The 22,343-nt window shown below is 63.6% G+C and carries 21 protein-coding genes and 1 pseudogene; 8 read left to right on the top strand and 14 right to left on the bottom strand.

Translation table 11 applies throughout. The features are described 5' to 3' along the window. Positions 1-553 precede the first annotated feature (553 nt). Both IPM84_24025 and IPM84_24020 read left to right on the top strand, forming a co-directional pair. Positions 554-850, top strand: a pseudogene (locus IPM84_24025) (DUF1670 domain-containing protein). Positions 851-1,097: 247 nt separating this feature from the next. Next, complete coding sequence (locus tag IPM84_24020; GenBank protein ID MBK9095762.1) at positions 1,098-1,784, top strand: DUF1670 domain-containing protein; 687 nt, start codon at positions 1,098-1,100, stop codon at positions 1,782-1,784. A 67-nt stretch (positions 1,785-1,851) separates the two neighbouring features. On the opposite strand, the gene IPM84_24015 is transcribed toward IPM84_24020, so the two are convergent. The 6 genes from IPM84_24015 to IPM84_23990 form a co-directional block, all read right to left on the bottom strand. Next, on the bottom strand, positions 1,852-2,790 hold the full coding sequence (locus tag IPM84_24015) for a hypothetical protein (GenBank protein MBK9095761.1): 939 nt from the start codon (positions 2,788-2,790) through the stop codon (positions 1,852-1,854). A 77-nt stretch (positions 2,791-2,867) separates the two neighbouring features. After that, positions 2,868-3,572 (bottom strand): tetratricopeptide repeat protein, encoded by a 705-nt coding sequence (locus tag IPM84_24010; protein MBK9095760.1) that lies wholly within the window; start codon positions 3,570-3,572, stop codon positions 2,868-2,870. Beyond that, positions 3,569-3,928 carry a hypothetical protein gene (locus tag IPM84_24005; GenBank protein ID MBK9095759.1) on the bottom strand — a complete coding sequence of 120 codons (360 nt, stop codon included), beginning with the start codon at positions 3,926-3,928 and terminating at the stop codon, positions 3,569-3,571. Before IPM84_24005 ends, IPM84_24010 begins: the two co-directional genes overlap by 4 nt. Before the next feature lie 266 nt (positions 3,929-4,194). Further along, a complete protein-coding gene (locus IPM84_24000; GenBank protein ID MBK9095758.1) occupies positions 4,195-4,506 on the bottom strand; it encodes a hypothetical protein in 312 nt (103 codons plus the stop codon). Between the two features lie 327 nt (positions 4,507-4,833). Continuing rightward, positions 4,834-5,166: an AAA family ATPase gene (locus IPM84_23995; GenBank protein MBK9095757.1), complete on the bottom strand. Its 333-nt coding sequence runs from the start codon at positions 5,164-5,166 to the stop codon at positions 4,834-4,836. Positions 5,167-5,666: 500 nt separating this feature from the next. Then, entirely contained in the window at positions 5,667-5,846 is a 180-nt protein-coding gene (locus tag IPM84_23990; GenBank protein MBK9095756.1) for a hypothetical protein, read from the bottom strand. 652 nt (positions 5,847-6,498) lie between these two features. Here IPM84_23990 and IPM84_23985 point away from each other — a divergent pair. From IPM84_23985 to IPM84_23965, 5 genes are all read left to right on the top strand, one after another. Further along, on the top strand, positions 6,499-7,851 hold the full coding sequence (locus IPM84_23985) for a hypothetical protein (GenBank protein ID MBK9095755.1): 1,353 nt from the start codon (positions 6,499-6,501) through the stop codon (positions 7,849-7,851). Further along, positions 7,848-8,837: a tetratricopeptide repeat protein gene (locus IPM84_23980; GenBank protein ID MBK9095754.1), complete on the top strand. Its 990-nt coding sequence runs from the start codon at positions 7,848-7,850 to the stop codon at positions 8,835-8,837. Before IPM84_23985 ends, IPM84_23980 begins: the two co-directional genes overlap by 4 nt. 214 nt (positions 8,838-9,051) lie before the next feature. Next, complete coding sequence (locus IPM84_23975) at positions 9,052-9,216, top strand: hypothetical protein (GenBank protein MBK9095753.1); 165 nt, start codon at positions 9,052-9,054, stop codon at positions 9,214-9,216. A 38-nt stretch (positions 9,217-9,254) separates the two neighbouring features. Next, positions 9,255-10,385 carry a pyruvate formate lyase-activating protein gene (locus IPM84_23970; GenBank protein MBK9095752.1) on the top strand — a complete coding sequence of 377 codons (1,131 nt, stop codon included), beginning with the start codon at positions 9,255-9,257 and terminating at the stop codon, positions 10,383-10,385. A 40-nt stretch (positions 10,386-10,425) separates the two neighbouring features. Continuing rightward, the gene (locus tag IPM84_23965) at positions 10,426-10,926 is read left to right on the top strand and encodes a flavin reductase (GenBank protein MBK9095751.1); all 501 of its coding nucleotides are present in this window, start codon (positions 10,426-10,428) and stop codon (positions 10,924-10,926) included. A gap of 177 nt (positions 10,927-11,103) precedes the next feature. Here IPM84_23965 and IPM84_23960 read toward each other — a convergent pair whose 3' ends face one another. The 7 genes from IPM84_23960 to IPM84_23930 form a co-directional block, all read right to left on the bottom strand. Further along, the gene (locus IPM84_23960) at positions 11,104-11,517 is read right to left on the bottom strand and encodes a Zn-ribbon domain-containing OB-fold protein (GenBank protein ID MBK9095750.1); all 414 of its coding nucleotides are present in this window, start codon (positions 11,515-11,517) and stop codon (positions 11,104-11,106) included. Between the two features lie 143 nt (positions 11,518-11,660). Further along, positions 11,661-12,818 carry a thiolase domain-containing protein gene (locus tag IPM84_23955; GenBank protein MBK9095749.1) on the bottom strand — a complete coding sequence of 386 codons (1,158 nt, stop codon included), beginning with the start codon at positions 12,816-12,818 and terminating at the stop codon, positions 11,661-11,663. Positions 12,819-12,829: 11 nt separating this feature from the next. Then, positions 12,830-13,885, bottom strand: a complete 1,056-nt coding sequence (locus tag IPM84_23950; GenBank protein ID MBK9095748.1) for a hydroxymethylglutaryl-CoA synthase — start codon at positions 13,883-13,885, stop codon at positions 12,830-12,832. 18 nt (positions 13,886-13,903) lie between these two features. Continuing rightward, positions 13,904-15,211 carry a hydroxymethylglutaryl-CoA reductase, degradative gene (locus tag IPM84_23945; protein MBK9095747.1) on the bottom strand — a complete coding sequence of 436 codons (1,308 nt, stop codon included), beginning with the start codon at positions 15,209-15,211 and terminating at the stop codon, positions 13,904-13,906. A gap of 239 nt (positions 15,212-15,450) precedes the next feature. Further along, positions 15,451-16,854 carry a hypothetical protein gene (locus tag IPM84_23940; protein MBK9095746.1) on the bottom strand — a complete coding sequence of 468 codons (1,404 nt, stop codon included), beginning with the start codon at positions 16,852-16,854 and terminating at the stop codon, positions 15,451-15,453. Further along, positions 16,851-17,561, bottom strand: coding sequence for a hypothetical protein (locus IPM84_23935; GenBank protein MBK9095745.1), 711 nt, complete (start codon positions 17,559-17,561; stop codon positions 16,851-16,853). Before IPM84_23935 ends, IPM84_23940 begins: the two co-directional genes overlap by 4 nt. A 14-nt stretch (positions 17,562-17,575) precedes the next feature. Beyond that, complete coding sequence (locus IPM84_23930; protein MBK9095744.1) at positions 17,576-19,240, bottom strand: hypothetical protein; 1,665 nt, start codon at positions 19,238-19,240, stop codon at positions 17,576-17,578. Positions 19,241-19,391: 151 nt separating this feature from the next. Between IPM84_23930 and ftcD the strand changes: the two genes are divergently transcribed. Further along, complete coding sequence (gene ftcD / locus IPM84_23925; protein ID MBK9095743.1) at positions 19,392-20,276, top strand: glutamate formimidoyltransferase; 885 nt, start codon at positions 19,392-19,394, stop codon at positions 20,274-20,276. 183 nt (positions 20,277-20,459) lie between these two features. On the opposite strand, the gene IPM84_23920 is transcribed toward ftcD, so the two are convergent. Further along, positions 20,460-22,313: a CHAT domain-containing protein gene (locus tag IPM84_23920; protein MBK9095742.1), complete on the bottom strand. Its 1,854-nt coding sequence runs from the start codon at positions 22,311-22,313 to the stop codon at positions 20,460-20,462. Positions 22,314-22,343: the final 30 nt, after the last annotated feature.

Below are 22,343 nucleotides of genomic sequence, written 5' to 3'. Positions count from 1 at the left end.
ACATTTACGTTAGGCTCAAATGACCTCGGGATAGAATAGGCGACGATCTTCGTTTCGGCTAGCTTCCCCGCCGGATTTGGCAATCCGGCGGCTACGCGACGATTTGGGCAATCCCAGCCGAGCAATGGTCCAAACGAAGATCATCCTAGAATAGCGTATGACGCAGCATCCCAGGAGTAGCACGAATCAAGTCATTGCCCGCTTACAGACCAAAGAAGCGGGGAAGCTATCATCGAACGTATCCAGCGCGCATTTTCAGTTGGCGCCGCCGGGGCGAGAACCTCGCTCGAGCAGTTGCGCTGTTATGGCGACGAGGACTACTATCCCCAACGGCGTGAGAACGGACAGTTGACCTACCTGGCCGTGAGTAAGGCCAGTCCGGCGGGCCGAAGCTGACCGCATGCCAGCGGGTGGTCGTGAAGTTGATGTTGCGCCGGCCCGGATGATTTGATCGCCTTTGGGCACTGGCGTCGCGGCGCTGCGGCAGCAGCGGCTCTTACGGCTCACCGAAGAGGCTGAGGCGCAAGGCGTGGGTTGCTCAGCCATGTAAGACCTGGCCTGTTTGTTGTGCAGCAGTCTGGCGACGATCAAACGCGACGTGCATGAGTTGCGCAAACAGGACGTGCGTAGCGACACTCGCCAAGCCGAAGACATCGGCAAGGGCGTCAGTCACAAGGTGCAGATCGTCGGTGATTATCTCGCCGGTTACACCTTCAGCGAGATCGAGCGCCGGCGGTACCAGTATCGGCGCTATTCGACGTTATTGCGACGACTTCGTGCGCATCATTCGCTTGCAGGCGCAGCATCACTTGGACCGCGCCGCCATCCGCAGCGCCACCGGGCTGTCTGAACGCCTCATTCAGGAGTACCTGACGCCGTATCAAGAATGCCCGGCGGCCAACGACCGCTTGCAAATTCTGCTCGGCACGCCCGAAGGACGCGCCACGGCCACTCTGGCCGAGATTAAAAGGGGGCGTTTGATCCGATGAAAACCCAGACTAGTACGCCTGAAACGGGCGTTGGGCCAAAACGCCCCTTTGCACCAGCAGTTGCTCCACAAGTTTCTTAACGAGTACGGTTACGAGCGCGGCCCCGTCGTGGCGCACGCCATCATCGCCGATATTCTGACGCTGGTGGAGCAGGCCTACGCCACCGACCTGCCGCCCCGGCATGTCTACTGGCCCGCGTGGCGGTGCCTGGAGCTACCGGCAACCCCGAGATTCGCGGACTGGTGCGCGTCCGCCTGCACCCGGTCACCGACGGAGGTGGCGCTGCTCAGTGCGGATCAGGCGTCGATCGGCCGCCGGCGCGCCGCACCTTCAATCAACAGCGTTTCGTCCGCTGGTGTCAGGAGGCGTATGACCAAGGCGGTGTCCCGACCTCTTTGGATTTGTCGTTTGCTCAGCGGCCTGGCGAGTCCTAGGACCAATTGTTGCGCCAATATGAGCAGGAATATGCAGACCGTGCCGATCCGTGGTACAGTGCATGACTATCGGCCCTCGGTGTCGCACAAGGCCGAGGTGATCCGCCGTTATCTGCGTGGGCAATCGCCAGCCGACATTGCTCGCGAACTCAACCACTCGCAGCACGCCGTGGATCGCTACATCAAGGACTACGAAGTCACCCGCACCCTCGCACAGAAGTTCCCGCTGCACGAGATTCCGGCGCTCGCGAAGCACGCCGCGTCACTCGTGCGGGAACACGTTCAGTTGATCCGCGAGTATGAACCCAACCTGGTCTTCTACTCGCCTGAACCGGCGGTGGCCGCACAAGCGGCCGCCTGAGCGCCCCGAGGCTCATTTGACCTTATTTGGAATTAATTCTGCTGCCAGACGTACCTGCACTTTTGTTTTATGCCCGATGTAGTATTGCCGCTAATAACGTTACATGCTCCATCGCAAACCCTGGGGTAAGTGACCCTCCTAATACATTATTCGAAGTACCAAGTACCATAAAAACGCCTGTCTCATTGCCATTTGATCCTGACCTATCGAGTTGGTGCCAATCAAGTTCCTTGAATCTGGTTGTTGGTTGTACTGACCCTGCAATTCTATGCCAACATGACGGTTGTTGCTGAGGCGATTTCTTGCCCCATCGGCCCATTGCCGACTGCCCGGTCTCCGCCGACAATGCAGTTGCTGGCCCTTGCAGAACAACGCCCCAACTAAAGCCGACGATCTGCAGTCCTCTGATGACAACGCCGTTTGCGCCATCAACACGCAGCCCCACAGGTTGGCCTCCCAAGCCGCTGCCATCAATGACCACACCAGCATCACTACCGTCAATAGTCAGGTTGTTCACTCTGATGCGTGGAAGTTCCGAACTCAAGTGAATTGTTCCGGGAGTACTGGGTGGAAATGCTGACGGGCTAAACAGAACTGTGGCGCCTGCCACAGCATTTTGTAGGCATGTTCGAAGCGTGCCCGCGCCGCTGTCTACGTTGCTAGTAACCGTGCAAACCGCGGCTGGTTGCAGATCATCGCTTTGCTCCGAATCGTGAGGCGCCACTAAGTAGGTTTGGTCCTGATATACCTCAATCACAGACGACTGATGCGGCCTGCTTCGGTCACCGCCATCAACAATCTTTTCGGCAACGTCTAACTGCCCCACAGGCTCAATATGCCATCCTTTTGGTTCATCCCACTGCGAATCCGGTTGAGGCACCCCCGCGCTTGGCAGACCCGACGCATAACTCGTTTGCACAACGCCTGGTCCACAGCCTTGAGTCAACAGACATGCAACGAGCACGACGATAACCCACACACGAATGGTCGCTCTGAACTCTGCCATAATCCCTCCTGTTGAGTCTGGCATGGAACCGATGGTAGGATCAGCTTCTGATTCCCCTACTCGCCGCTAACTGCGCCTCAAGGGCATCCACTGCTCTGAGCGCCAGTTGCGCCGGCTTCTTCGAAGATACTTCTGGCCCTTTTCAAGACAAAGCCAGCCTGCTCTTGCCGTGCGGGATCGCCCAAGACAAGACGGGCCATCTCCAGGTCAGCCTGAGCCAATTCGAATTTCGGACCGCTGAGGCGCAATAGCTCGATGCCGCGCTGCAAGGTCCCTTCGGCGTCGCTCACCAGGCCTTGCGCACGCTGGATCGCGGCCAGGACCCGCAGGCCGATACCCTCATCGGATTCCGACTGCAGGGCCTCTGCCTGGGTGATCGCCTTTCTGGCGCTGCGCTCTGCCTGCTCCAGCTCGCCCTCTTGGAGAAGGGTCTCGGCAACACCGCGTTCGACCTCTGGGCGGAGGTAGGTGATCCCTCGCTCGTCAAGCATGCGCTGGGCCGTCTCCAGATGTTCCGTGCGGGCCTGGCGTGGCTGCCCACTTTCCAGAAGCGCTTCGCCGAGATTGAGATGCGCCAACGCTTCCTCGAAATGTAGATCCAAAGCCACGGCCAATTTGAGCGATTCTTCGGCCAGGCGCAGCGCAGCTTCGAGGTCGCCCAAGTGTCGGCAGACGTCTGAGAGATTGCAGTGGGTCGCGGCGTACATGCGCATATCACGGGTGGTAGACAGGACCTTCAGCGCTTGCTCGTGCGCTTGCTTGGCCTCCTGCCAACGGTTCATTTGCGACAAAACAGCCCCCGGTTAGTGTGCGCCTTCGCCAGGTCAAGCAGATTGTTTGGTTTCTGAGCCAGGACGATGGCCTGGTCGCAGTGTGCAAGAGACTCGCCCAGGCTATCTCTGCCGCGCTGTATCACTGCCATCAGATTGTGATATTGGGCGCTTTCCATCCCACCGGCCCGCTGCGCCCAGATCAACGCGTCGTCCAGGTTCCCGCGCATGACGTCTATAACGCCGTACTGGATGTACACCTGCGAACAGAGCGCATCGTCCATGTCCTCCTGAAGCAGGGCATAGGCGCGATCCAACCACAATACGGCATCGTCGAACTGCGCCTGGTTCTGGAAGGTAATCGCCATCTTCAACCCGAGTCGAGCACTCAGTCTTTTCTGTCCCTGTACCAACTGCATCGCTTCCTCGTACTGGCTGCGCGCCTCGTCGCGCTTTCCAGGTTAGCATACATATCGCCCAGTCCATCCAGCAGGTTCAACCTATCCTGGTTTTCGACTTAAGCCGATGATCCCAGGAAATTTCCTGTGCTCCGTTCCAGGAGCGGCAAGCCGTCTGGGCATCGAACAGCCCCAGGATCTGGAGACCGGCCTGCAAGGAATACCGGAATGCTCGGCTAAAGGCCGCCGTTGTCGGCGTGTTGGGCAAGTTGCTGGATCACAGCCAACGACGGCGCCGGTTTCAAGGTCTGCTTGAGCGCAGCAAAAACCCGGCGATGCAAAAACGAACGTTTCAACGGATTGAGGGCGCCGATCAGGGTCTCACGAATCATCCCGTTGCTGAAGTCGCAGAGACTCCTGTCTTCTCGCACGAACTTGCGCTTTGAGATCTCTCCCAGGGCCGAGATCGAATCGTCATCCGACAGCCCAGCGACCTGTTGTACAAGGACAGGATCGAATTGGCGCCCCACGATGGCAGCGGCGTCCAAAAGGCTTGAGCTGATGCGTTCAGGCCGTTCAGCCGTAGACGAATCGCCTGTTGCACAGTGTCCGGAACCGGTAGAGTCTGGTACCCAATCTCATCATAATCGGTCGAGGGCACGCCGTCGGCATCCAGGTAGATTACGCCTTGATCGGATAGCGTCTGCAAGGTCTCCAGCAGAAAGTAGGGATTGCCCTCTGTGGATGCGAACAGCTTGTCGTGGAATTGGGAAGCGTCAGCCAGTCCGAGCCACGCGCAAAGGAGCTCGTGTGAGCTTTCTTTGCTGAGGGGTTTCAACTCCACCTCGGTGAGCAGACCAGCCCGATGGAACTGATCACGCAATGAGGCCACGCCAGACGACTCGACCCTCGGGATCGTCGGTGCGCAGTGTGCCGATGAACAGGATGCGCATCTGCCTTTTACGAATCATGAGACATCGCATGAACCCCAGACTGGTTGGATCAGTCCATTGCAGGTCGTCGATAAATAACACGACCGGCGCCCTTCGACTCAACGCCTCAAAGGCCAAGGTCAAGGCCCACTCGCGCCGTTGCTGCGCCTCTGTGGGCATGGCATCAGGAATAGCCTGGCTGTCCAGACGTCTTAGCTCTACCATGGCCTCATCGGGCAGTCCAGGAATCAGATTCTGCTCAATGACTGGTTTCAAGGCGTCGTTGATAGCCTGATAGGGCGCCTGAACGCCAGGCAGGACTGCGCCGACAGTACGCCGGCTTGATCACTGTTGTGTCTGGTGATACTCTCCCGCACCAACCTGGTTTTGCCGCTGCCTGCTACTCCACACACCACGGTGGCATGAGCCTGTCCTACCAAGGCGTTTTGCCATACCCGGTCCAATCTCTGGAAGCTCGGCGGTGCGACCGACAAGGGGGTAGTCGGCGGGGACCCAGATTGGCACCCGCAGCGACAGCGCCCAGGGTCCTACCGTAGACAGGGCAACGCTGTGCTGCAGCCACTCCCACGCCGGCACGGCCGGGGCGTCGCTTCCCATCAGGAAGGAGCCGCTGCGGATGAGAACCGTCTCCGGCTCAAGAGGGCGTGCGTGGCTGGAGGCGGCCGTCATCCTGTGCCAGCTTCGCCTGGGCCTGTCGCATCAGCGTATTGAAGTCTACGCCCAGCGCGCCGCGGCACAGGCGGTTGAGCGGCTCGCTAATCCGGAACGTTCGCTGCGGCGATTCTCGTTGTCGCCGTAGCGGCGCGTATGCCTGATGTTTCTTGCAGGCGCTGTTGATACAACAAAGCGTCGGCCGTCAAGGCATGATCGCGCCCCAGCCGTGCGAGCAGGGCGTCCAGGGCAATCAGATAGGATTCAAAGAGGTCGGCGGTCATGATGGCGCCCTCCGGGTTGGCAACGTGACAATGGAGTGCGTTATTTTAGCATATGCGCAGACAAGCCACCAAATCGGGCACGACGCCATGACGCCACCCGCCTGTGCCCCTGACGGCTTGTGGGCCGCACGATGCTTTTGCATGACTGACCCAACCACCTTCGGAACTACTTCCGGGTTTGGGGCGCTGACTACAGCGGCCCCACGCGGGCCGCCATTACTGGCTTGAACGGTCTGTTCGTCTGACATGGTCAATTCTCCTTACCTGAATTGTACACTAAGTTCAGCCGCTGAACTGTCTCAGGCTTCATTGGCACAGTGAGGAGGACCGTCGTGCCTGTTTGAGGGTAGTTGGCGGTCCCCACAGGAAACGGCAAACGCCTCCCTTTTGATGCGGCGCCGTTCAAGAGACAGCAAACCCTCCCCCTGCTGTCATCAATCATCCTCTCCGGCCTGCGCGTGTCAGGTTGCCGCACCCCCAGTATACACGCCCCTTTCCATTTAGACCGGCAAAAGCTGCACTCTTACTGCACTGTTTCTGCAGAAATGCGGCCAAACGCCGCGGGCGCGGTTTGACGGCGAGTGCAATCTGCCCTTATAATGAACGCACGATTCTCTATCTCCATTGCCGCATTGCTGAGGAGCGTCTGCGTATGCGTATGCCATCTTCTCTCGAAACCGGCAGCGGCCAGGCGTGGCTGACGCTCGTCAAGCAGGCGCTGCACGCGTACCACGACGACCCTGGGCTGCTGGCGCTCACGCGCCTGGCCGATTGGCGCCTGGTGCAGGTAGCCCAACAGCGCCCTCCCGGCGCCTCGCTGCCCGACGCGGTGCGCGCGGTGCTGACTGACGGCCTGCAGCGGCTGCAGGCCAGCGATGCCCTGGCCGCGCTGAGCCAACTCCTCTGGCAGGCCGAGGAGCACGCGCAACGCGTGGCTCGCCTCAGCGCACGGCAGCAGCAGGCCCTCAACGAGTTGCCAACGCCTACGTTCTCGCGGCTGTTCGGCGCGGAGGAAATACTCTCCGCGCTGCGCCGCTTCCTGACCGACGCGCAAGCGCACTGGCTGGTGGCTCTGGATGGCATGGGCGGCATCGGCAAGACGGCCCTGGCGCGCGCCGTCTGCGAGGCGCTGATCTACGACGGCCGCTTTGAACGCGTGATCTGGATCACGGTGCAGCAGCGGCTGTTCGCCTGGGGTCGCGCGCACAACCTGGACGCGCCCGCGCTGTCGTATGCCCAACTGCTCGATGAACTGGCCCGGCGCCTCGATCTGGCCGCGACGACAGGTCAATCCGCGGACCGCCGCGAGGCGCCGGTGCGCGCGGCGCTGGGCGAGCATCCCACCCTGGTCGTCGTGGACAACCTGGAGACCGCGCCCGATGTGCAATCGCTGGTCATGGGCCTGCACCGCCTGTCACATCCCGCCCGCATCTTGCTCACCTCGCGCTACGCGGTCGGCGCCTTCGATCCGGTCACATCGCTGACCACCAGGCCGCTGACGCTGCACGACGCGGTGAATTTTATCCGCTATGAGGGTCAGGATCGCAACATCGAGGCGCTGCACCATGCCAGCGAGGAGGACTTGCTGCGCGTCGCGCGCATCACCGACGGTAATCCACTGGCGATCAAGTGGGTGGTGGGCCAACTGCAGTCGCTGCCGCTCGGTCAGGTGCTCGCCGACCTGGTTCAGGTCAGCGAAGGCGATCACGATCTCTACCGCTACCTGTTTGCCTATGCCTGGCAGCACCTCTCCCGGCCGGCCCGTCATCTCCTGCTGCACATGCCGCTGCTCGACGCCCGCGGGACCGCGTGGCAGCACCTGGCCGCGGTCAGCGGGGTGCCGGCCGATGACGAGTTTTGCCGGGCAATCCAGGAGTTGGTCAATGCCTCGCTGCTCAATGTGGGACACGCGGCGCAGGACACGGTCTACAGTATTCACCGCTTGACCGAGTATTTCGTCCTGTCTGAACTGGTGGGCGTGATGACGCCGACGGCGCTCTCATGATCGAGCCTGATCTGAACGTTGACTTTTTGAGCGGCCTGGAGCGCAGTTTGCATTACTGGCTGGCCCGCTGGCGTCAACCGGCCGATCACCTGGCTTTGCAGCCGCTGCGGGGGCATGCGCTGCGCGCGCTGTGGTGGGCGGCCACCACCGGCGCATGCCTGCCGTTGGCGGTGGACCTGGCTATTGCCCTGCACAGCGACATGATGTACAGCGGGCAGTGGCAGGAGTGGAAGGCCTGCCTGGCCCGCCTGGCCGCGGCGGCCGATCGCGTGGACGCTGCACGCCTGTTCAATCTGTTGCACCGCCTGGCCACGATGTGCTTCCGGCAGGGAGACCTGGATGAGGCGCTGGCCTGGGGTGAACGCGTGCTGGCATTGGCCGCAGCCGGCCAGGATCGCCTGCGGCAAGTGATTGCGGCCAACTTGCTGGCGGAGATCTACCTGACCGCGGACCACTTTGCGCCCGCGCAGGCGTACGCGGAGCAGGCCGTGGCGCTGGCTGCGGCGATCGGCGACCCGCCACGCCGGGCTGATGCTCTGATCAACCGCGCGCGCGTACACCTGGACGCGGCCGTGGCCGCGGCGGGCGGTCTGACGGTGGTTGAGTTGCAGCCATTGACCGCGGCGCAGACGGCTGCGCTGGAGGCATGGCTGCACGAGGCGTTAGCCCTGGTGCAAGCCTCGGGCGATGTGGTCTATGAGACCAAAGCGCACCTTTTCCTGCACCATGCGCTGGCCGCGCGTGGGGAGTGGACGCAGGCCCTCTGGCGTGCGCAGACCGCGCTGTCCCTGGTCGAGTCCTACGGTGATGACGCCGGCCGCGGCGTGGTGCTGCAGGCCGTGGGGCGCTCCCTGGCCGGACTGAGCCGCCGGGCCGAGGCCATCGAAGCCCTGCAATCCGCCATGCGCATCCACGAGCACCACGGCAACCGGCTGGCGCAGCAAAACACGCAGCGGCGTTTGGAGAAACTACTGCAGGTGAATTGACCACCGCGCAGCCCCGTGTATAATTGGCAAGTAATGATCATCTGACTGCTGGAATTCCAAATTTGAGCGATTTTTTTGCCACATAGAACACAAAGAGCACAAAGACCCCGCCAATCCGCGACTCTTCTGCCGTTTCTTTGTGCTCTATGCGTTCTTTGTGGTCAAGTGCGTGTCAAATTTGGATTGCTGATCTGACTGCCAATGCGGAGGGGCCATGCTTCCAATTCCTGAACTGACTCCCACTATTCAACGCTCAGAGAAACTACTGGACGATGATGATGCACGCTACGTGTCGCAGATTGAAGCACGGTTGGCGGCTGGCGACGATGAATTGGTAGATTGGGAAGCGATCGAGGCCGAGTTTGACTTACCGGCTTAGGACCCCCAAGAACATCAAGGGAATTTTCCAGTGGAGTCATGATGCACATCCTCGCGGTTGACATCGGCACCGGCACGCAAGACATCCTGTGGTTTGATTCGACGCGCGACCCGGAGAACTGTCTGAAGTTGGTGATGCCATCGCCCACGCTGCGCGTGGCCGGGCAGATTCGGCAGGCCACCGCGGCGCGGCAGCCGCTGCTGCTCAGCGGGGTGTTGATGGGCGGCGGGCCGAGCGCCTGGGCCGCGGAGGATCATCACAAGGCCGGGCTGCCCATCTGGGCCACCGCGGCGGCGGCGCGCAGCTTCAACGACGACCTGGAGGCCGTGCGCCGCGACCTGGGGATCGAAGTGGTGAGCGCGGACGAGGCTGCCGGTCTGGCCCGGCGGCCCGACATGGCCCATGTCACCCTCAGAGATTTCGACTATCCCGCCATCGCCCAGGCTTTTGCCGCTTTTGGCCTGACCCTGCGACCGGACGCGCTGGCCGTCGCGGTGTTCGATCATGGCGACGCGCCGCCGGCCGTCAGCGATCGCCAGTTTCGCCTGGATTACCTGGCCGCCCGTTTGCAGGCCAACCGCCGCCTGTCCACCTTTGCCTTCCCGGCCGCGGCCGTGCCGCCCATCATGACCCGTCTGCAGGCCGTGGCAGACAGCGCCGGCGCCGATCCCTCTGTCCCCGTGCTGGTCATGGACACCGCGCCGGCCGCGGTGTGGGGCGCCTGGGACGACCCGGCGGTCAGGGCGCACCCCTCCGCGCTGATCGCCAACGTGGGCAACTTCCACTGCCTGGCCTTTCAATACCGTGACGGCCAGTTCGTGCGCCTGTTCGAGCACCACACCGGCCTGCTGAACCAGGAGGGGCTGACCGGCTGGATCGAGCGGCTGGCCGACGGCTCCATCAGCCACCAGGAGGTCTTTGCCGGTCATGGGCATGGCGCCCTGGTGTTGGACCAGACGCCGGTCGCGCTCGATTTCGTGGCCGTCACCGGGCCGCGCCGCGCCATGCTCAACGGCTCACGCCTGCCCGTCTACCAGGCAGTGCCGCATGGCGACCAGATGATGACCGGTTGTTTCGGCCTGCTGCGCGCCTGCGCCGATCATTTCCCGAACTGGCGCGACGAGATCGTCCACGCCCTGGACACCGGGCAGGGCGTCAGTCTTTGGTGAATATCATGCCCCTGCTAAAAAAAACGACGAGGAGAAAACGATGAGCGATTATGAGCTTACAGGCACTCGCGTCGAGGTGCTGAGGCACATTCCGTATGGCATCCACATCATCACGACGCGTGACCACGAGGGTTTGCACGCGGCTTCGGTCAGTTGGGTGATGCAGGTCTCGTTCGAGCCGACGCGCCTGGCCGTTGCGCTGCGCACGCCATCCCGCATTCTGCAGCACGTCCTGAACAGCCAGGTCTTTGCGCTCAACCTGATCGGCCGTGAGCAGGCAGACATGGCGCATGCTTTCTTTCGGTACACACACGCCGGCTTCGACCAGGATACGCTGAACGGCTATCGTTGCCGGCCCGGTGAAACCGCCTGCCCCCTATTCGTCGAGGCGGCGGCCTGGATCGAGTGCCAAAATGTATGCACCATACAGGATTGCGGTGACCACACCCTGATCATCGCCGATGTGGTGGAAGTGGGAATGCGCCCAGGCGCTTTTGTCCCGCTCGATCTGTGGGAATCGCCCTGGTCCTACGGCGGTTAGAAAAAAAACACGAAGGGACAAAGCACTGCTTTGTCCCTTCGTGTCAACATGTTTGCTCAACCGTAGGTCACGTCTCCGGCGTGACGGCGTCGTCTGGCGCAGAGCTTGCTTCTCTCGTCCAACGTCGTCCGGCCAGGAGGCCGGACCTACGGGGGCTTCGCGCCGTAATCGCTCGCTTTAGGCCGCAACCGCGACCGGCATCAGCAGCGGACGGAACTTGTAGCCGTAGACGATGACGCCCTCCGGCCCATCTTCGGTCAACTTGCGTGTGACCATCTCGACCGGCATGCCGATCTTGACATCGTCCGACTCGACATCGGTGAGCTGAGCCGTCAGCATCGGCCCTTCGTTCAGCTTGACGAGCGCCACCGTGTACGGCAGGTAAGCTTCGAACCCGGCCGGCGCATCGTACATCGTCGTGAACGAGTAAACCTCACCCTGGCCGCTCATTTGATGCAGCGACTGGGCCGGTTCGGCGCAGTGCGGACACACATCGCGCGGCGGGAAGATCGCCTTGCCACATTCATTACAGACTTCGCCCATCAGGCTATAGCGCTGACGGCGCGTCCGCCAATTTCGTGCAACTCCCATGGTCAGTGACCTCCACTAGTCAGGGTTGAAAAAGCCCTCGATGCCTCCTACTTTACCACTCATTTTTCTCAAAACCTATCAATCTGTCCCTTCTTTCACAACTGCCGCTGGATTTGACAGCTTTTGACAGGCCCGCAGTACCGTTAATTAGCCAGGATGTGGGTGATGACGGTGGCCCCACTGCCGCCAATGTTCTGTGCCATGCCGATCTGCGCTTTCTGTACCTGGTTGGCGCCCGCTTGCCCCTGCAACTGCTGCACCAACTCCACGATCTGATAAACACCGGTCGCGCCCACAGGATGCCCGCGCGCCTTCAACCCGCCCATCGTGCTGATGGGAACCCGGCCGCCGATGGCGATCTCACCTTCTTGCGCCAGGCGCACACCCTGGCCCGGCTCGGCAAAGCCGGCCGCTTCCAGCGACAGCGCCGACATGATCGTGAACGCGTCATGCACCTCGAACAGGTTGATGTCGCGCCGGGTCACGCCAGCCTGGGCGTAAGCGCGCTGCGCGCTCAAAGAACCGCCCTCCAGCTTCAGCGGATCGCGGCGATCATGCACCGCCAGGGTGTCGGTCGCCACGGCTGAGGCCAGGATGCGCACCGGCGCTCGGTTGATGCCGAATTCACGCGCCCGATCGTGCGCACAGAGGATCACCGCGGCCGCGCCGTCACAAATGGGCGAGGAATCGAGCAGATTGACCGGCGCGGCAATCATGCTGGCTTTGACATAATCCTTGACCCCCAACGGCAGATGGAACATCGCTTTGGGATTATGCAGCGCGTTGCGGTGTGCGTTGACGGTGAAATTGGCAAACGCCTCATGCTTGATGCCATACTGATGCATGTAGCGCTGCATGAGCATGGCGTTGATGCCCACAAAGGAAACGCCTTCGGCCGCTTCGTACTCCTGATCGGCCGCCAGCGCCAGGCCGCTGGTGGTCTCCTCACCCGTGGTGTCTGTCATCTTCTCGACGCCCAACACAGCCACCACGTCGAGTTGACCGCTGGCAACCGCCAGGTAGCCCACGCGCAGCGCAGCCGCGCCCGACGCGCAGGCCGCTTCGATCTTGAACGCCTCGACGCCGCGCCAGCCCACGAAGTCTGCCATCAGCGCGCCCAGGTGTTCCTGCCCGGCCAATTCGCCGGAGAGCATGTTGCCCACATACAAGGCGTCAACCGCCTCCACGCCGGCATCGCGCAGCGCGGCCACCAGGGCGTCATGGCCCAAATGGCGCAATGAGCGATCCCAGAGTTCGCCGACGGGCGTCTGCCCAATGCCGATAATACTGACTGGTCTCACAGCAACACTCCTTACGCCGTCTGCAGCTTGCCGCGATAGCGGACATAGGTGGCGTAGTCAATTTCTTTGCGCCGCTCGATGTAGTGACGCGTCAGGGGCGCCTTGTCACGATTGTGTGCAATCCGATCGGTCACTTCGAAGGAAATGGCATCACTGCCTGCGCCAGAGCCAAAAGAGACGATCAACACCCGGTCGCCCGGCTCGGCAATATCGAGGATGGCGGTCAGCCCGATCATGGAAGAACCCGCGTAGGTGTTGCCGATGAGGCCAACCAGCAGCCCGGTTTCGATCTGCGCCGGCGTGAAGCCCAGGTTCTTGGCCACCTTCTGCGGGAACTTGAGGTTGGGCTGATGGAAGACCGCAAAGCGATAGTCGGACGGCTGGCGCCCCATTTCGCTCAGGATCATCTCCGCCGCCGCGGTGATGTGATGGAAATAGGCCGGGTCGCCCGTGAAGCGCTGGCCGTGCGACGGGTAATGCGCATAGGGCCGGCGCCAGAAATCGGGCGTGTCGGTCACATACGAAAGCGAGCCTTCCAGCACCGCGACGCTTTCTGCGGCCGGCCCGATGATAAATGCGGCCCCGCCCGCGCCTGCGGTATATTCCAGCGCGTCGCCGGGGCGCCCCTGCGCCGCATCCATGCCGATGCCCAGCGCATAATCGGCCATGTGTGAACCAACCAGGCCGAAGGCGGCCTGCAAGGTCTCCGTACCTGCTTTACAGGCGAATTCCCAATCGGCCGCCTGCGTGGTAGGCACGGCGCCAATGGCCTCCGCCACGATGGTGGAGGTTGGCTTGACTGCATACGGATGCGACTCACTGCCTACCCAGACGGCACGAATCAGCCGCGGGTCAATACCGGCGCGCGCCAGGGCATTACGCGCGGCTTCGATGGACATGGTAGCCGTGTCTTCGTCCAGGCCGGGCACTGACTTCTCTTTGATCGGCACCCCGCCTTCGCCATCGGTCCAAACGCGCGACACTTCAGTCACCGGCAAGCGAAAGCGCGGCACGTAGGCGCCATAACCTGTAATGCCTACCGGTCGTTTTGGTTTCATCAACAACATCTTTCTTACCTCGACTCGTTACTCCAGGCTCAAGCGGGCGCTCGCCCGCACCAGTTCTTCAGCCCGCGCTTGCCGCACTTGCCCTTCGCGCGCCAGTTGGACGGCGATGGCCGCGACCTCGTCACCCCGCGCGCCGGCCGCCAGGGCCACCTGACGGGCGTGGAGGGCCATGTGCCCGCGCTGGATGCCGTCGGTGACGAGGGCGCGGATGGCAGCCAGATTCTGCGCCAGCCCCACCGCGGCCATGATCTCAGCCAGGCGGCGCGCGCCGGGCTGACCCAGAATCTTCAGCGCCACCTGTGCGCTGGGATGGGCCTTGGTCGCGCCGCCCACGGTGCCCACGGCCAGCGGCATCTGCAGGCGGCCATGCAGCGTGGGGCCGGTCGGCATGTCGAGCTCAGGCGCCACCCGCCAATCGGTCAGGCCGCGATACTGCCCGTCGCGGGCGGCGTAGGCGTGCGCGCCGGCTTCCAGGGCGCGCCAGTCATTGCCGGTCGCCAGGGCCACCGCATCAATGCCGTTCATGATGCCTTTGTTGTGCGTCGCGGCCCGGTAGGGGTCGGCCACGGCAAACGCGTTGGCCTCCACGATGCCCTGCGCCACGCGTGCGCCGGCCAGGCTTTCCGTTGCCAACGCCTGCACGGGGATAGCCACCTCGGCCCAGGCCTGGCGCTGATCGCTCAGGTTGGAGAGAATGCGCAGCAGCGCGCGGCCGCCGGTCAGCGTCTCCAGCAGCGGCGCGATGGCTTCGGCCGCGGTGTTGACCGCATTAGCGCCCATGGCATCGCGGGTATCGAACAGCAGATGCACGATCAACATCGGGCCGGCCGGCGTATCCGCCAGCGGCCGCACCTCCAGCCCCCGCGCGCCGCCCCCGCGGGCCTGGATGCTCGGATGCAGGCGGTTGGCGACGGCCAGAATGTCGGCCGCGGCCGCCTGCACCTGCGCTGCGGCCAGATCATGGTCGGGCAGGTCGAGCAGTTGTACCTGGCCGATCATCACCGGTTCTGTGCTGCCGGTGCGAAAGCCGCCGCCCGCGCGCGCAAGCCGCGCGGCAAAGCTGACCGCAGCCACGATGGACGGCTCTTCGACGGCCATCGGCACCAGGATGTCCTCATCGTTGATACAAAAATTGGTGGCGATGCCGAGCGGCAAGGCAAAGAGGCCAATCACATTTTCGATCATATAATCGGCCTGCTCCAGGCTCAGCCCGGCCGCCAGCGCAGCCTGCTCTTCGCTGCTCAAATCGGCCCATGCCGCAACGATGCGAGCGCGCTCTGGCCGGCTCAACTGATAAAAGCCGCTCAGCCGTGATGATTTCTTCATTGACTCTCTGACTCCAAACTCTGACTCCAAACTCTGACAATTCCTCTACAGACAACGCGCCCGCAGCGGCCTGCAAGCCGGCGGGCGCACTCATGGTTGAGACGCACAGATCGGGAAAATTTTACAGGGTCCAGACTGTCAAAACCTATCAGGTTCAGCATCCTCTCAATAACCCCTTATCGAGAGATTATCATTGCGCCATTGCGCCTTTGCGCCCCGGCGTCTTTGCGTTAAAGCCTTCAACGCCCCACCAGGGTTGCCAGCGCGGCCAGGGCTGCGGAGACCGGTCCGGTGAGCAGTTGCGGCGCCAGGCCGAGCACGGCGCTGGCAAGGACGGCCAGGGCAATCAGCCAGCCGGCCACGACCGGCTCACGACGCACCTGGGAATTGGCGGTGGCGCCGCCAAGCACGGCCAGGCCGCGCAGATAGCCGATGGCTACCAGGAGGGCGGCCGGCACCATGACGGCGATCCAGCGCGCATCGCGCACCGCCACCTGCTGCAGCAGCGTCCACTGACTGGCAAAGCCGGCCGTCGCCGGGAAGCCGATCAACCCCAAGCCGCCGGCCAGCAGGCCGGCCACGGTCCAGGGTAAGCGGTTGGCCAGGCCAGCGACGCGGGCGAAATCGGTGGCGGCGGCCTGTTGGCGTAACGAAGCCAGGCTCATGGCGCCCAGGAGGATCAGGATGGTGCGGGCGCCGAAGAGGAGCAGCACCAGCGACCACGAGCTGAGCAGCCCCAGTCCCATCGCCAGCAGCAGATTGCCATAGTTGACCAGGCCGGCGTAACTCCACAGTGGCGCAAAGTCGCGCTGACCGACCGCGGCGATGCCACCCCAGGCCATGCTGAAAAGCCCGCCGTAGATGAGGAAGCGCGCCAGGTTGAAGTCGTTGATGATCGCCAGGAAATCGGCGGTGAAGGCGCGCACCAGGTAGAGGATGACCGCTTCGCTGATCAACTGCAGGAACGCGGCCACCAGCGGCGGCGCTTCGCTGGCCAGGGTCACCCGCGGTCCGTGCAGGGGGGTGGGCGCCAGCAGCAGCACCAGGCCCCAACCCAGCAGGGTGACAGCCAGGTTGAAGGGCGCCGGGTTGTCCGGGTTGAGCGGAATCTGCTCCAGGAGCCAGCCGGCGGTGAGGAAGAAGGGAAAGGCCGCCAGCGGCAGCCACAGTTGGCGGAACGCGCCCCGGGTCGAACCGCCGCGGCCCGACTGCACGATGAAGACCGCGATGCAGGCGATGAAGGCCAGTCCCAGGGGCGCCAGCGTCAGGGGCCGCACCATGAGGATCAGGCTGGCCAGGCTGGTGACGATGAGGGCCGCGGCGAAGAAGGTGCGCCCTTGCGAAATGCGCCAGGCGAAGATGAGCGCAATGACCGTGATGAGATAGAGGAAGCTGAGGAAGGGGCGCAGCGCCTCGGTAAAACGAAAACTCATCCCGCTCCAGGTCACATCCTGCCCCATGAGCAGCGAGCGGCCGGCCAGGGTGACGGTGAGATCGGGCGGTGCGATCCAGATGAACAGGCCCAGGGCCAGGATCAGGGTGACGGCCACGGCCACGGCCAGGGTGGCAAAACGGCGCAGGGCGTAGGTCAGGGCGGCAGCCATCAGCGGCACGACGGCCAGGAGAAACGTACCGCTGATCATCGGCGCGGTTCCTGATCCGGGTTGGCAGGAACGGGCGCCGCGCGTGCCACCATCAGGTACGCGCAGGCCAGCCCCACCAGCAGTTCCAGCGCGCCGATGACACCGATCATGCGCGCATCATGGGTGAGATTGCCATAAAAAATCTGCACGGCTGCCAGCCACATGAGCAGGCCCATCCCGGCCTTGAACGGCTCCTCTTCCAGGGCCAAAGCCAGCAGCCCCATCGCGGTCAGCCACAGGCACAGGAAATCGGCGTCGGGGGAAAGTTCGGGCAGGGCCACGCTCGCCCTGGTCAGGAACAAGCCCAGCCCAACCATGATGACCACGATGCTGCGGAACGTCACGGTCGTAGCCAGCCAGGGCCAGCGAGGCACGATCTTTGCCCTCACGGCCGGGCGGTCCTGGGCGATCGCAGCCGCGGCGTTGGTTTGATTGAGACGCGATCTATCCCGGTTGAGCTGGTAGGCTGACAAATACCACATGATGCCGATCAACGCGCCCACCAAGATGCGCAGGACGGCCCACTCCGGCGGCAGCAGGCGCAGGCTGACGATGGCCAACGCCAGGTAGAGCAGTTGCATCATCAGCAAACTACTGCGCCAATCGGCGATGATGATCAGGAAGGCTGCGGCCACGATGGCCAGGGCAATGGCCGGCAAACCGGAAACGCCATCAAGGGCTGCAGCTAAACTGGACAAAGGTGGCATGACAACACGTCTCCCTAGCTGCCGGCTTGCAGGAACCAGGCCAGCAGCATAATCAAGGCCAGCCAGCCCACATAGCCGGCGCCATCGAGCAGGCCGGTGATTGTGGAGGAGGCCAGGTTGAGGCCGCGGCCGAACCCACGCAAGCCGGCCAGCAGCCAGCCCAGGTCCACAATTTGGGCCACGATACGTTGTTGCGCAACCTGGGCCACGAGCAGGCGCGGGCGCCAACGAGCCAGCAGGAAGCCCAGGCCGGCGGCCAAGCCCTGGACAAGCCACATCCAGCCGGGCAGCAGGCGTACCTGCGTCCACAATGAATCGAACAAGGGGCTTGGCTCCAGCAAGCCCAGCCAACGGGCCAACAAGGGTGGTTGCAATCCCAGGGTCAATAGCGGCGCCGCAAAGAGGGCAAAACCGAGCAGGTGACGGGCCACCAGCCAGCGTTGACCGAACAGGATTTCGACGGATGGGGTGCGCGTGGCGGCCGGCCAATGACGCAGGATCGCCGCGATCGCGATCGTATCGGCCAGCCAGGTGAGCAGCCAGCGCAACAGGTTGAGGCCGGGCAAGAGCGACTCCTGCATGGTGGGCAGGGTAGCCAGGGTGATCCGCACGGGAAAGCCCACGGTACCCGGCACACCGATGAGAGCCAGCATGGCGAGCGCCAGCGGGAGACGCCAGCCGGCCACCCGCACCAGGGCCAGACCCACGACTATGCCGCTCAAGCCCAGGGTAACGGTCATGAGGGGCCAGACCGCCGCGGTCGGTCCGACCACCGGGCTGAGGATCATGGCAACTACACACCAGGTGACGCGGTTGACGGCCACCAGCAGCAGGCTGCGCTCCTGGTTGGTGTCCAGCCAGGCGGCCAGGCTGCTGCCGAGCAGGCCGAGCAGGCCAATGGCAAGCCAGACCGGCTGCCTGAGGGCCAGGGCGAGGTCGGTCTGGTAGACGCGGCCCAGCAGGGTCAGCCCGACCGTCGCGGGCAGGAGGAATTCAGTCAGGTGGACAGGCCGTGTATAGGCAGTGGAGGCAAGCAGCCAGGCATGAAACGGATAGAAGGCCACGCGCCACAGGCCGGCCAGTAGAAGCAGCAGGATGGGCAGCGACGCCAGGGCGCCCGCGCCGAGCGGTAGTTGCGCAGAGTCCAGCCCGGTCAGGCTGAGGGCCAACCAAACGAGCAGGCTACCGACGGCGCCGGTGACCACCACGGGCTGCTGCGGTCGCGCGATGGCACGGGCCAGGAGGGCGATTTCGAACAGCACCCACATGCCGGCGAGGGTCAACAGGTTGTTGGATGAGACCACAGCCAGGGCTGCGACCAGGGCCAGCAAGCGGCGGCTATGTACCTGGGGCGTGTTCCAACCGGCGGAATCCCAGTTGAAGAGGATTTCGATGGCAGTCACCAGCAGGGCCAACAGGCCGCACAACCAGGCCCAGCCATCTACCTGCCACACCAGTTGAGCCGTCGGCAGCACCATGATCTCCCAGGGGCGCTCCAACAGCGCCTGGTCAGGCAAACTGCGCAGGCGATACCAGAGCAGACCGGCCGTCAGCAGCGATAGCATGGCCAGCACGCTGTGCCAGCCGGGCTGGCGCCAGCGCACAATCAAAATGAGAGCCAGCGCTCCCGCGATCAGGGAGAAAGCTGGCCCAATGGGACCTGCCAGGATGGAACTCAAAAGCGATTTCTCACTACCCTCAGTAATTGGCTGAATTCTACCACACGGCGATAGGGGCGCCAAACAACGCGCGTTCAATTTGCACAATCACCATGCCACTTTTAGAATGACAGGTACAGGCTGACTGTGAACGGACAAAAGGAGATGAATCGTGCAACAACTGGTTGAATGTGTGCCGAATTTCAGCGAAGGACGCCGGCCGGAGATCGTGCAGGCCATTGTGGAGGCCATGCGCGGGCCGGGCGTCTCGCTGTTGGACGTGGAGAGCGACGCGGACCATAACCGCTCGGTGGTGACGCTGGTGGGCGAGCCGGGGGTCATCCTGGAAGCGGCGTACCAGGGCATTGCGACGGCGGCGCGTCTGATTGACCTGGAGCAGCACCGGGGCGCGCATCAACGGCTGGGCGCCACTGACGTGGTGCCGTTCGTGCCCTTGCGCGGCATGACGATGGCGGAGTGTGTGACGCTGGCGCAGCGCCTGGGGCAGCGCGTCGGCAGCGAGCTGCAGATTCCGGTCTATCTGTACGAGGCGGCGGCCACGCGGCCGGAGCGCGTCAACCTGGCGGATGTGCGCCGCGGGGAGTATGAGCTGCTCAAGACGGAGATCGGCGTCAATCCGGCGCGCACGCCAGACTACGGCCCGGCGGTTGTGGGGCCGGCGGGCGCCACGATCATCGGCGCGCGTGGCTTCCTGGTGGCGTTCAACGCGTATCTGAACACCGACAACGTGGAGATTGCGAAGAAGGTGGCCAAGGCGCTGCGCCATTCCAGCGGCGGCCTGCGCTTCGTCAAGGCGATGGGGCTGTTGGTGGAGGGCCGGGCGCAGGTTTCCATGAATCTGACCGATTTCACGGGGACGCCCATTCACCGGGCGGTGGAGATGATCCGCTCCGAGGCCGCGCGCTACGGCTGCATGATCGAACGGACCGAGCTGGTCGGCATGATCCCCCAGCAAGCCCTGCTGGACGCCGCGCAGTGGTATCTGCAGATTGACAACTTCACGCCGGAGATGGTGCTGGAAAACCGGCTGGGTTGAGAGTGGCGGAAGGTTTTTCAACGCAAGGACGCCAGGACGCAAACGACGCAAAGAAAAAAGCCCTTGCGCCTCTGCGTCCTTGCGTTGAAGATTTCGATGCAAACGACGCAAGAAAAGCCTTCCCCCCTCTCCTCTCCCTATGCGGGAGAGGAGAGGGGCCGGGGGTGAGGTGAGGCCACATCCCTACGCACCAGCCACCAACCGCGCATTCGGATGCGCGTACACACTATACGCCAGCCAGGTGGGATCGCCAACCTGGCGAGCGGCCAGGCGCGCCTGGCGCACGGCATCGGCGACGGCGTCGCCGGCGAAGAGCCGCTCGTAGAAGGTCACGGCGAAGTGCGCGGCCTGGCGATCGGTGACGGTCCACAGGGGCGCCAGGAAGAGACCCGCGCCGCTGCTGATGAGCCGGTTGGCCCAGCCGCCCAACCCGGTCAACGCCCAGCCCTGACGGCTGCCGTGGCAGGCGTTGAAGACGAACCCGGGCCGTTGGCGCTTGAGGTGCGCCTCGATGGCCGGGCCGACAATGCTGTCAGGCGTCAGGCTGCGACCGTCTTGCAGCCAGAGCGCAGCGTCGAGATCGGGCGTATCGGAGTAGAACGAGCCGTGGGCGGCGACGTGCAGCCAGTCGAAATCGCCGCCTTCCAGCAAATCCAGCGTGTCTGACCAGGTGGCGGCCGCGGGGCTGGCATCGCGCAGACCGCGCCCGGCAATTTGTGAACGCAGGTGGTCACATTCGTCCTGCGCATAGTTCAGCCCGGAATCGGTGGGGGCCAGGCAGGCCAGCCGCCGCAGGGAGAGGGTCGTGGGCGGGCCGTCGTGACCATTGCCCTGCTCATCCCGGCGCAGCCAGCGGGTCAGGCGCAGGGTCAGGCACCAGGGGCCCTCATCCTGATCCTGCCAATCCTCGCCGTAGGGCCAGAGCAGTTCCCAGGGGAAATAAGGCTCATCGGAAACGAGGAGCATGGAAGCATCACGCCACGCGCCGCGCTCGTGCTCGTACACCGCCTTGAGATCGGCCGGAATCAGCGATTTCCATAGATTCTGTCCCAGACTGCGCAGGCGGCGCTCCGCGTCCGCGGCCGGGAGCGTGCGGCGGGCCTGATGCGCGAGTTTGGCCGTGGGGTCGAGGTGATCGGTGAGATCGGTCAACTGCGCCAACAAACGATTGGCCTCCGTCTGCGGATCCGTCATCAACGGCACGGGATGGAAGGTTTGCCCTGGCTTGTTGCCGCGAAAGAGGGTGAAGACCAGCGCCGGCCGCTGCTGAAAGCGCTCGTAGGCGATGTGAAGCTGGTACGCGGGCGGCTCGGCCGACGGAGCGATGCGCAGTGCGAGCGCGTGGCGCGGAATCTCCACGGCGCTGCTGGGAGCGGCGGTAATCTCCACGGCCACACTGACCGTGCCCGCCAGGTTGCCGGCCTGGAAGAAGTCCACCGTCACCCGCGTGGGGCCGACCGTGTGCGGACGCAGGTCGAAGACGACCGGCGGGCTGTCCGCACCAGGGAGAACCGGAGTCTCCTGCTCGGCCGCATTGAGCAGATCGAAGCCCGGTGCGGCCAGGCGCAGACGCACGGGAAGGTGGGTGTCCAGGGCCATCGAGGCGATGGCCGCGCTGTACGCCGGCGGCTGCACGGTCAGGCGCACGACGACCGCGATGCGCGGGGTCTGCACCCACACCTGCGACGGGCAGGCGATGTCGGTGTAGCGGATGACGGTCGTGGCCGCGGGCGGCTGGTAGTGACGTTCCAGGCCGCCTTTGGGAGCTGCGCCGGCCTGCATCACGTCCAGGGTCGCAACCAAGCGGGTGTGGGCGGCCGGGTAGTTACCGAAGATGTTCAGAATCGTGACCCGGACGATGCTGGCGCGCGCCGGGGCGACATGCGTCAGCTCGTCGCGCAACTGGCGCAAACGGTCTGCAACCTGCGGCCAGTCCGGCCCGAACAGGCCGGGCAGCTCCGGCTCAAGCTGACGCAGAGCGGCCAGGAGTTGTGCGTTCTTGTCCATCGTGATGACCTCCATCGTGATGATCCCCATGCGCTTCCGCACCCGGCGCCGCGGAGACTC

Source organism: Candidatus Amarolinea dominans (assembly GCA_016719785.1).
Lineage (GTDB): Bacteria > Chloroflexota > Anaerolineae > SSC4 > Amarolineaceae > Amarolinea > Amarolinea dominans.
This window is presented reverse-complemented; position numbering and strand designations above follow the sequence as displayed.